Raw genomic sequence first — 11,080 nt, 5'->3', positions numbered from 1 at the left:
AAATATCACCAAGCTTACGCTGCTCCCAAGGTTCCAAAAAGCCCTTAAACCGGATTTTAGGAGTCATTTTATCATTTTTCATTAAATAACCCCTTAATTTCATCAAGCTGCTGTTGAGCGACAGCATCTGCACCGACCAAATCATCCATTAACGAACTAATTTCACCGTTTAACTGTTTAATTTCGGTATCAGTTTCCTGCATGTCACTAACCAATTTATCAACATCAACGGGTGGCTCTGGTTCAAAAGTATCGACGTAGCGTGGAATATTAAGGTTATATTCATTTTCCTTGATTTCATCAAGATTTGCTACATGGGCATACTTATCAACATCTTTACGGTTTAGATAAGTATCAACAATTTTATTAATGTCTTCATTTCTTAATTTGTTGCTGTTTTTTTGTTTTTCAAATCCTTTCGATGCATCAATAAAAAGCACGTCATCTTCCATTCGATTTTTTTCTAATACCATGATAATCGTTGGGATTCCAGTATTGGTAAATATTTTAGGAGGGATACCGATCACAGCTGAAATATTATTCTCTTCCAGTAACTGTTTTCTAATTCTTCCTTCTGCTGCTCCACGGAACAAAACTCCGTGAGGTAAAACAATCGCCATTCTTCCATCTTGCTTCAAGTGATAAAGGCCATGTTGTAAAAAGGCAAAATCGGCTTTTGATTTAGGGGCAACTCCACTCTTAAATCGAGGATCATCTTCACGATTAGTATTATCCCATTTCAAAGAATATGGTGGATTTGCCATCACTGCATCAAACATCCGAGGATTATCAACCCCATCTGTAACACCATCCGGCCAATCAGAGCTTAGGGTGTCGGAATTGTGAATATGAATGTCGTTATACTCCACCCCGTGCATCATTAAGTTAATTCTGCCTAGGTTATACGTAGTCGTAATTACTTCTTGTCCATAATATTTGATGGCTCCACGAACTCCGTCATTTTTCATGTATGAAGCTGTCGTTAACAATAACGAACCTGAGCCCATCGCTGGATCATAAAGGCTATATTCTGGCATATCTTCGCGACCTGCTGTTAAAATACGAGCCATGATATCAGATACTTCATGCGGAGTATAAAATTCACCAGCTTTAGCTCCAGAATTAGCAGCAAACATTCCAATTAAATATTCGTATAGATCTCCAAGCACGTCTGTATTTTCATCGATTTCAATCTTATCGATTAAACCAATCCAGTCCATCAAGGTCTTGGTTCTAGTTTGGGTATTGCTTCCCAGGCGATTAGAAGTTAAATCCATGTCATCAAAAATACCTTCAAATTCAGGCTTCGCATTAGGACTAACTCCCTGATTAAATCGAACAATTGCATCTGATACATTAGAAATATTAAACTGATCAGTATTAATTTTTTCTTGCCAGTCAGAAAACATATCTCCTGGTCTAATTACATAGCCAAGTTTATTTTGCATAAACCTAGTCGCCTTTTCTGGATTTTGCTGCCAAATGTTTTCCCAGGATTCTCCATGAAGCTGATTATTTAACCATGCTTGGGCTTTATTAGAAAGAAATTTGTAAAACATCAACCCAAAAATGTAATTTTTATATTCAGCAGGTTCAATCTTTCCCCTTGTTTCATTTAGAGTTTTCCAAATGAGACTCTTTTTTTCAGCTGTTAATACCATAATATTTATTATATTCCTTATTTATTATTTATTTTGTCAAAGTAATTCGTTACTGAATCTTCAAAATCGGCCGTTTGAAAGAAACCAATGTCTAATTTTTCCTCAATCTCTTGTAATTTTTGGCTTAACTCCGGATTATCATTTAATGATTTGCCGGGCGAATACAGTGCATATGCACTAATGATATCGTTGCCGTTGTAATTATGATCGGCAGCCCATTTATAAATCTTTAATTCTTGTTGGGCATTTCTAATAACTTTACGTGTTGACTGTAACGTTTCAGTATTAAAGTGTTCTTTATATTCCCCTCGTTCAATACCATCAAGCACCGCACCAATTTCTTCTCGGCTACTTTCGTCCATTGGCTTCACATGTTCCTCAACTGCTGTGCGATTTTGATTACTTTTTTCGTCCATATAGTTGTTTAACAATTCAACCAAGTGATCATAATCGATGATTTCATTTGCATACGACTCAATTGCAACTTTAATATTAGTCAAATCAATTTGTTTTTTAGCCGGTAACATTTCATTAACATCGTTCATTCTAGCCTGGAGAGAGTTAAACTGTTCCTCTGTTTTTATTTGTAAGGAAGTTGGTTGGTTTTTGTCATCCGTAACCTCACTCCCAATGCTGTATCCTTGCTGTACTAATCTTTGCACTTTAGAATTAACATCAGCAGCTGTCACGGCAAATTCAAACTTTTCTTTTTCGGAAGGTGGGGTTTGCGAAAAATCTTCCCCAGCTAATTCTTGTAATCGTTCAATTTGTGGTTGTAAGTCATTAATTTGCTTAGACATGCTAGGAGCTAAAATATCATCATCTAATAATTTCTTTTGTTCAGCTGTGTCTGGAACTTTACTAGCATCTTCAATCGTATCATTACCACCCTTGGTATAAATAATAAGGGCGTTTTTTACGTTTTCTTCCATTGCTGAACCTTTACGATAAAAACGTACTTTACCATGTGGTTTAGCATTCCTATCAATTGTTCGATTAGTTCTAGACATGGCCTGGATTAGTGGGCCTTCCTTCATCATTTTATCCATATAAATTATATTGATATATTTTGAATCAAAACCCGTCAAAAGCTGATCCGAAACAATAATTAAATCTAATCGGTCATCATCATTCCCGGTATTATAAGGTTTCTTACGAGAGATTCTCTTAGTTATATCATTTAAATATGCTCGTTCTGGATCATTATCTTCCAAAAAATTACGGGTCCCATACCGTTCGATATAATCTTCCATAGATTGCTTCAAAGCTGCTTGTAAATCAGAGTCTCCCACACCATTGTCGTCGCTTTTTGAATAAGTCATGCTTACTCTTAGTTCTGGAGCATCCTTTTTAAATAAATTATAGTATGCGACCACGGCTTGCTTACCAGAAACAGCTAACATACCTTGAAATTGGTTCGGTTTTCGAACGCCCATTTCAATGGGCCCACTGGAATTTGCAACCCAGTTGTTTTTAATATCGTTTACAACGGCTTTCCTAAAAGGTAAGCTCGTCAAAACCTCTTTTTCTAGCTCGTCATCAGAAACTTTTGTTTTTTTATCTGCTTCAATCTGTGATTCATAATAGGTCACATCAAAACCAAGCACATTCCCGTCTCCAATGGCATCCTTAATGGTGTAGCGATGTAGTCTGGGTCCAAAAATATCATAAGTAGAAATTTCCTTAGAAGTTTTGACTTCATTTATTTCATCACTATAAAAGTTAGGCGTCCCGGTAAAACCAAACCAGGTTGTTTTTGGCAGTGCCCTCTTTATCCGCTTAACCGCATCTCCACTAGCTGAACGGTGCGCCTCGTCCATTAAGATAACCATTCGATCATCAGAAGCTAACTTTCCCTCTTTGATTACTTTATCTAGACCTTGAATCGAAATTAAATAAATATGTGACTGACTATTTTTTCGTAAGCCTTTCTTTAGTTCCCGTCCATTAACCACCTTAATTCGATCCTCAAAGGTTTTATAAGCAAACGATTTAAAATTTTCTGCAGTTTGATTAACTAAATCCACCCGATCAACAATAAACAACACATTTTTCACTCGTGGCATTGAAGCTAAAAGTTGGGCGACCTTGAACGAAGTAACTGTTTTACCAGAACCTGTCGTATGCCAAATATAGCCTCCCTCTCTTTCAATCAGCCCATTATTATCCATTTCCTTCATTCGCTCTAAGATTTTCCGAGTTGCTTGAATCTGATATGAACGCATTACCATCAAATTGTCATTTGAAGCGTCTGGAATCATATTAACTGTAACTAAACGATGTAGTGCGGGGATTCCCATCACTCTATGAATAAATTTCATCGTATTAGTTACATCTTTACCATCATCATCACGCCAACCAAATACAAAATCCCGGTTATAAGATTCTATGTTCTTGGGTCTTGCAAAATAATGAGCGGAATGTTGTGACAAAATAAATTGAACTTGTACAAAGGACATTAGTCCAGCATACATACCATCGCCATCATATTTTTGTAACTGTTCAAATGCACTCCATTGATTCTGTAATGACTCGTCTTTTTCTTCAATATGGCAGACTGGTAAACCATTAATTAATAATAAAATATCAACCCGCCGATTTTCACTTAAACTATAAGGTAAATTATTAAAAGTAATCTGGTTAACTACTTCATAGCGAGAATGACCGCCAGCGACTTCATCACCATAAAAAATTTCTAATTCAATCTGACTGCCGTCATCACGATTTAACGGAATCGTGCCTACTCCACCAGCCCCAGCCAGCATTAGTTGCGCATCATAAGGAGTTTTATTTTTCTTTAATTCTAGCTTGATTCTAGAAAATTCATCATCAGTTAATGATTTACCCTTAAGCCGTTTATGATTATTTTGATTTAAAATGTCTCGCCAATGATCATATAAGTGCTTAATAGTTACACCTGAATAATCATCAAGATAATCCCAACCTTCATCCCTTAGTTTATCAATCACTGCCGCTTCAAACTTATTTTCTGCCATGATTCCATCCTTTGATATTATTAATCCAAACAAAAATAATTTATTAAATTTAATTATACATTTTTTAAGGGACTCATTTCCCACGTGCTTGTAAACCTTGAATCCCGTTTTCATATGTCCATTGCTTAGTTTTGGTCATATCATTAGTACGGTAAAAATCCGCAATTAATTCATTCCATTTGTCCCATTTACTTAAAGGAACATTAATTAGGCCGGCGCCGCCGTCTATCATAATTTTATTGGCACTCAGTATTGCCGTTCGTTTGTTGCCATCCCAGAATATTTGTTGGCGCATATTATGATACATGAGTGTCAATGCTTTATCGGTGGTAGTAATCCGTGAAGCTTCCAATGTTTTTTGCAAAAAATTCTGTTCTTGAAGCTCATCAATCAGCGGTGATTCAAAGAATTCTTCGTCACCTAAATCAACCCCACCTTGTCCCTGTCGTAATTCACCGAGAACTAGTGCATCTTCTGCCGCCACAATTTTATTGATTTGTTTCTCCATGGCTAATGTCAGTGGACCATCTTGGATCGTTACATATTGCCAACCACGCTTCAAATTAACAATCGTCAAAACATCCTCAATAGGAACTCCCGCTACGCTCATGCCATCCATGATAGTTTGTGTCTGTGGCAAGGTGGTATTAACACCTTCAAAACGGGAGCTAGTGTACACAAGTTTTGTAAGATTTGTACGAGCAAACCGTTTATTCTCATCAGGTGTGAATTTGTATCTATTCGCGTATGGTTGCGTTTCGGACATATTCGAACTCCTTAGCCAATTATTTGGTTTTCAATTAACTTCGGTCTTCTTGAGCTAGACCGAGATATACGTTTACTTACAAAGTATTAATTTGTTCCGCCCCACCACAGCGTAATAATTATATTTTTTTCAGATTTTTTAGCTTACACTCGTTAGCAGCGTAAGCTTTATATTAAAAACATCATACAACAAAAGGAGCTCCTTATCCAAGGCGCTCCCTTTAATCTATAGATTATTTCTTCATTGTTTTGTGCAGTTGATTACCCCGATAAAGATTATACCCAATTCCTAACACGTAAAATAGCGCTGCAAGCCATGGCAACCAGCGACCAATGCTATACATATTTTGCATGTCACTCAAACTCAACCCGTTTTGCCAAGCTTTCGTTGCGCTATCAATCGGATTGGTATAAACATAGATGGCAAAAACTACGCCTCCCAACAACATGATCACTCCAATTGTTTTCAGCATCGTCCCCGCCGTTTTCTCGCGATTAACTCCCTTCAACAAACCCCCAATTGAGGCTAGAATCCCATATTCAGTCAGAGTTCCCCCAAAGAAGTAATAATAGCCGGCCGTACTCAACGAACCGCTTTGAATCACGGTCAATAATTGATTAGATAGATTGCCAACCCGATTGCGTCCAATCGTATAGATCACCACTCCAATAATCAAAGCCAAGAGACCACTCCACAGCTCCAAATTGCCAGTAAAATCTGATTTTTTAAAACCATTTAGACGCTGGCGCCAGCCAGTTGCTGGGGTAGAGTTGGGCTGAAAGGTGATCGTCTCTTCATCATGCACCACTGCTGGTTTCTCACCAAGAATTCGCTTATGTAAATTCGTCTCCCATGTAAACCGCTTTTTACCAGTTAATAGTGGCGTCAGATACAGAAAAGCCACTAAAAGTAACAATAAAAATTTCTGGGAACCTGGTAAAACAATCATCAACAACCAAACTCCAAAGATCGTTAATCCACTATTACTAACAAATAACAATACTTGTTTTAAATGTGGCTTGGTTGGGATGATCTTCTCCCAAGAAGACTCTATGTGCATTTTCCTCATTAATTAGCCTCCCATCATAACACTACTCTAACTTAAATCTAACTGCTTCCTTATAAAAAAGCAATTTAAGTTTTACTGAACTTTGCTACCAAGGATTCCATTTAAACACTGATCATTAATTTTGTAACAAAAAGCTACTAAAAAAGCCCGCTAATTGCTAACCAGCAATCTCGGACTTTTTGTTGTAAGCTTTTAATTTTTTAAGCGTCCCAATCCTCCTGTAGCTTTTCTGCCGCGGACGAAATTCGCATCCGGATAATTTGCTTCAAAACTAGGATAATCAAGGTCACAATTACTGCGGTGTACAAAATCGTAAAACCAGTGGCCCCTAACTGTAATCCCAATTGATGCCAGCCTCCACCTGCGAACAAACCGTTCGAGGTAACTGCTGCATTAATCGATTTGCTGGCAAAGAGCCCGGTCATTATGCTCCCAACAATCCCAGAGACTCCATGACAGCCAAAGGCGTCCAACGTATCATCAATCTTCAACAGTGGTTTAACCGTTGTAATGAAAAAGTAACTAACCAAGGTCGCCACCAAGCCGATCCAAAGCGCGGCTGCCACTGAAACAAATCCACATGCCGGTGTGATCGCCACCAAACCACAAATTGCTCCCGAGCAAACTCCAAATAACGTGGCATTTCGTTTCGTAAAGACATCGAGCACCATCCAAGTCAACATGGCCGTCGCAGTTGCCACCGTCGTCGTCAGCATGGCCTGCATCGCCACGCTATTCATGCTTAGTGCCGAGCCCGCATTAAATCCATACCAACCAACCCACAGCATCGCCGTTCCTAGTAAAACCCAACTCAAATTTTTAGGACTTCCCTTTTTCTGTACAAGCCGAGGTCCCAAAAAATAGGCCAAAATGAGGGCAGTCACTCCCGCATCGATATGAACAACCAGTCCCCCGGCAAAATCTAATGCTCCAAAACTCTGTAAAAAGCCTCCACCCCATACCAGATGAACCAGGGGATAATATACAAAAATGGACCAGAGTATCACAAATGAAATCAAAAATTTAAAATTCATGCGACCGACAATCGCTCCTACAAATAATGCTGGTGTGATAATCGCAAACATCATCTGAAATAACAAAAACGCCGCATTTGAAATTTTACCTCCGGCGGCTACAGAAGGCGCAGCTAAATTCAAATGATTCAGCATGAGATTATGAAAATCTCCGATTAGATTCCAATGATTCCCGGAAAAAGAAAGTGAGTAGCCCCCAATCACCCACAAAAGTACTGGAATGCTACACATGATAAAAACCGACATTAGAGTATTATTAATCTGCTTTTGTGGCACCATTCCCCCATAAAAAAATGCTAGTCCTGGTGTCATAAAAAAGACTAGCACTGCACAAATGAAGATAAACGTCATACTACTTGCCATCAATCTGTCCTCCCCGACCAAGATTTCAAAATTGATTTTAGTATAGTAAGTTTCTGGTCACCTGCCTAGCTTTCATGTTGCAATTTGCGACATCTAAAAAATATCTCAAGTAGCCTTGACATGTACCTTAGAAACAAATAAACTTTACAAAAATTATTGTAGGAAATCTAATTACCGGGAGGCGGTTTTTATGGGCACCAATCAGTCATTGCTAAATCGCGAACAACAAAACTATGCTCCTGCTGATCGAATTAAATATTTTGATATTGTCTTAGCAAGTGGGCAAGGTGCCAGCTTGACTGACGTAGAGGGTCATGAGTACCTAGACCTATTGTCGAGTGCCTCGGCAACTAACGTCGGTCACTGTCATCCGCACGTGGTTGAAGCGATAAAACGCCAAGCAGACCAATTAATCCAATATACACCCGCCTATTTTGCTACCAAGCCAGAGGTTGCACTGACGGAAAGATTGGCCGCATTAGCTCCCATCGACGGACCAGTCAAAGTAGCTTTTGGTAATTCTGGATCAGATGCCAATGATGCCATCATTAAATTTGCTAGAGCAGCGACAGGTCGTTCTTACGTGGTCAGCTTCACGGGTGCTTATCACGGATCAACCTACGGTTCGATTAGTACTTCGGCTATAAGTCTTAATATGAGCCGCAAAATTGGTCCATTACTCCCAAACGTTATTAAAATGCCCTTCCCCAGTCCTTGGGAACGATTAGCACATGAAACTGACACAGAATTTTCCGAGCGCATGTTTCAAGAATTTCTCCGACCATTCACAACCTACCTGCCTCCCGAAGAAACCGCCGTTATCGAAATCGAACCCATCCAAGGTGATGGTGGTTTTCTCAAGGTTCCAGAGCATTTTATGAATTTGATCTACCAGTTTGCCCAAGATCACGGGATCTTATTTGCCGTTGACGAGGTCAATCAAGGACTCGGACGGAGTGGCAAAATGTGGAGCATCGAACATTTTCCTCATGTCCATCCTGATCTAGTCGCTATTGGTAAATCACTAGCAGCCGGACTACCCCTTAGTGCCGTGCTCGGACGAGCTAAAGTCATGGATGCCCTAGCAGCACCAGGAAATGTCTACACCACTGCCGGAAATCCGGTTACCACCGCAGCAGCTAGCGCCGTGCTGGACGTGATCGCTGACGAGCAGCTAGTTGAACGTAGCGCACGACTCGGAGCACGAGCAGCCGACTTTTTCAACCAGCTTCAAACAAAGTATCCAGTCATCCATGACGTCCGTCTTTACGGTCTAAATGGTGGTCTAGAAATCTGCAAACCCCACACCGACCATCCAGATAGCAACACGGCTACTCGGTTAATTCAAAGAATTTTTGAGCTAGGGGCGCTGATGATCACCGTCCGCGGAAATGTCTTACGATTTCAACCACCATTAGTTATCACGGAAGCGGAGCTCGACCGTGCCCTTCAAATCATCGCTCAAGCATTTCAAGAATTAGAAGCAGGACGGCTAACTGGGCCCGTTCCCCAACTGGGATGGAACTAGTTCACCGTGCAGTTTGCAGTTGCTGATAGCGAAAACAACTGCTTTCATGATCATTAACCAGCCCAGCTGCCTGAAAAAATGAATAAATCGTCACCGGTCCTACAAACTGAAAGCCGGCTTGTTTTAATTTTTGACTGAACTCGACCGCCTTTGGAATTGTTTTAGGAACATCATTAGCCGTCTGACAATGATGATTCAGCGGGTGCTGTCCAACCACTGACCAGACGACTTCAGCAAAATTTTGTCCTTGTTGCTCCCCAGCAGCAATAATCTTAGCATTCGTGATAACTGCCTGGAGCTTGCGCTGGTTTCTAATGAGAGCGGCATTAGTCATCAGGCGTGGCAACTGCTCCTGCATTTGTGCAACCTTAGTGACCTCAAAATCATGAAATGCTTCCCGAAACGCTGGTCTTTTCGCCAAAACGGTGCTCCAACTCAAACCTGCTTGCATTATTTCTAGTGACAGAATTTCAAATAAGCGGCAACGATCATGACAGGGAGTACCCCACTCCTCATCATGGTACGGTTGCATCATTTGATCCTCGGTAGGAACCCAACTGCATCGAATCATATCCGCAATCCTTTCTTCTATACGAGTGGTTTTACGTTTCTTAAGCTAGCTGTTTATTGGAGGAATTCCATTTATACGGCTAACAGCTATTTATAATCACAATAATATTATAAAAATATCCTTCAGCTGTGTTGCTAACAATAGCTGAAGGATATTTATTTTTATAATGACCATCGAAGGGGTTGTTGTTGCAACAATCGTAAAATTTCACTGGCAGCATCACCACTCATCCGTTCAATTGCTTCTGTTGTACTACCACCAAGATGCGGTGTCAGCAAAACATTGGGTAATTGATATAGCGGACTGGTCAGTGGTAGCGGTTGCTCAGTAAATACATCAAGTGCAGCACCCGCAATTTTCTGCTGTTGCAAGGCCGTCAGCAAAGCTGATTGGTTCACAATTGGTCCCCGCGCCAAATTAACTAAGACTGAGCTAGCTTTCATCCAGCTCAATTCTTGCGACCCAATCGAACCAATGGTGGTTGGATTGGCTGGCAAATGAAGGGTAACCACATCAGCTGTTCGAAAAAGCTGTTCTCGATCCACAAATTTACCAACCGTGCTCGTAGCTGGATGGGGTGTTGAAATTAGAATCTTCATCCCCAACGCTGCTAATTTTTGCGCAACTAGTTTACCAATCCGACCATAACCTAAAATCCCAGCAGTTTTCCCTGCCAAATCAGACCCTGGAATTGCCTGTAACCAGTCTCCCTGACGCATTAGCATCGAGTTCCGAGTTAGATGTCGCATTAAATCAAAGATCTCTGCTACCGTGGCCTCTGCCACCGTATTGGCATTGGCGTGTGGTGTGATGGTCACAGCAACTCCACGTTGACGTAATGCTTCGACATCGAGATTGTCATAGCCAACTCCCATTCGAGCGATTAGTCGTAGCTTTGGCAAAGATTCTAAGTCAGCTGTCGTTAAGGGGTTCAAGCCCCAAATTGCTGCCACAGCTTGTGGAGCCTGCTCCGTCAAAGCTGTAGCCGTGCTTTCAGTTAGCTCTACTAACGTAGCATGATCTACTAATAATTGTCGTGCCGTAGCTGGCAACGACTTTGGAATCGCAATGACTGGTTTCATCACTATCACG

Annotated in this window: 8 protein-coding genes; 1 reads left to right on the top strand and 7 read right to left on the bottom strand. The window is 40.5% G+C overall.

The genetic code is table 11. The features are described 5' to 3' along the window. Nucleotides 1-71: 71 nt before the first annotated feature. The 5 genes from FC87_RS05760 to FC87_RS05740 form a co-directional block, all read right to left on the bottom strand. Entirely contained in the window at nt 72-1,661 is a 1,590-nt protein-coding gene (locus FC87_RS05760) for a type I restriction-modification system subunit M (protein ID WP_054690714.1), read from the bottom strand. Between the two features lie 17 nt (nt 1,662-1,678). Beyond that, a complete protein-coding gene (locus FC87_RS05755; protein ID WP_009166243.1) occupies nt 1,679-4,657 on the bottom strand; it encodes a type I restriction endonuclease subunit R in 2,979 nt (992 codons plus the stop codon). A 73-nt stretch (nt 4,658-4,730) separates the two neighbouring features. Beyond that, on the bottom strand, nt 4,731-5,423 hold the full coding sequence (locus FC87_RS05750; protein ID WP_040473151.1) for a Fic family protein: 693 nt from the start codon (nt 5,421-5,423) through the stop codon (nt 4,731-4,733). A gap of 232 nt (nt 5,424-5,655) precedes the next feature. After that, nucleotides 5,656-6,492 (bottom strand): hypothetical protein, encoded by an 837-nt coding sequence (locus FC87_RS05745; protein ID WP_054690712.1) that lies wholly within the window; start codon nt 6,490-6,492, stop codon nt 5,656-5,658. 200 nt (nt 6,493-6,692) lie between these two features. Next, complete coding sequence (locus FC87_RS05740; RefSeq protein ID WP_056961876.1) at nt 6,693-7,889, bottom strand: ammonium transporter; 1,197 nt, start codon at nt 7,887-7,889, stop codon at nt 6,693-6,695. Nucleotides 7,890-8,079: 190 nt separating this feature from the next. Between FC87_RS05740 and FC87_RS05735 the strand changes: the two genes are divergently transcribed. Further along, nucleotides 8,080-9,417 (top strand): aspartate aminotransferase family protein, encoded by a 1,338-nt coding sequence (locus FC87_RS05735; RefSeq protein WP_056961873.1) that lies wholly within the window; start codon nt 8,080-8,082, stop codon nt 9,415-9,417. 1 nt (nt 9,418) lies between these two features. Here the strand turns inward: FC87_RS05735 and FC87_RS05730 are convergent, their stop codons facing one another. Then, nucleotides 9,419-9,988, bottom strand: a complete 570-nt coding sequence (locus FC87_RS05730; protein WP_056961871.1) for a DNA-3-methyladenine glycosylase I — start codon at nt 9,986-9,988, stop codon at nt 9,419-9,421. A 161-nt stretch (nt 9,989-10,149) separates the two neighbouring features. Further along, on the bottom strand, nt 10,150-11,070 hold the full coding sequence (locus FC87_RS05725; protein WP_054690710.1) for a phosphoglycerate dehydrogenase: 921 nt from the start codon (nt 11,068-11,070) through the stop codon (nt 10,150-10,152). Nucleotides 11,071-11,080 lie beyond the last annotated feature (10 nt).

The organism is Fructilactobacillus florum DSM 22689 = JCM 16035, from assembly GCF_001436645.1.
GTDB lineage: Bacteria > Bacillota > Bacilli > Lactobacillales > Lactobacillaceae > Fructilactobacillus > Fructilactobacillus florum.
Note: the sequence above shows the minus strand (reverse complement) of the source record. Positions and strands in the feature narration are given on the sequence as shown.

Bases quoted from the DNA above. Each gene is read 5' to 3' on its own strand.
- FC87_RS05755 (WP_009166243.1), bottom strand. From the start codon at position 4,657: ATGGCAGAAAATAAGTTTGAAGCGGCAGTGATTGATAAACTAAGGGAT.
- FC87_RS05750 (WP_040473151.1), bottom strand. From the start codon at position 5,423: ATGTCCGAAACGCAACCATACGCGAATAGATACAAATTCACACCTGAT.
- FC87_RS05740 (WP_056961876.1), bottom strand. From the start codon at position 7,889: ATGGCAAGTAGTATGACGTTTATCTTCATTTGTGCAGTGCTAGTCTTT.
- FC87_RS05735 (WP_056961873.1), top strand. From the start codon at position 8,080: ATGGGCACCAATCAGTCATTGCTAAATCGCGAACAACAAAACTATGCT.
- FC87_RS05745 (WP_054690712.1), bottom strand. From the start codon at position 6,492: ATGAGGAAAATGCACATAGAGTCTTCTTGGGAGAAGATCATCCCAACC.
- FC87_RS05730 (WP_056961871.1), bottom strand. From the start codon at position 9,988: ATGATTCGATGCAGTTGGGTTCCTACCGAGGATCAAATGATGCAACCG.
- FC87_RS05725 (WP_054690710.1), bottom strand. From the start codon at position 11,070: ATGAAACCAGTCATTGCGATTCCAAAGTCGTTGCCAGCTACGGCACGA.
- FC87_RS05760 (WP_054690714.1), bottom strand. From the start codon at position 1,661: ATGGTATTAACAGCTGAAAAAAAGAGTCTCATTTGGAAAACTCTAAAT.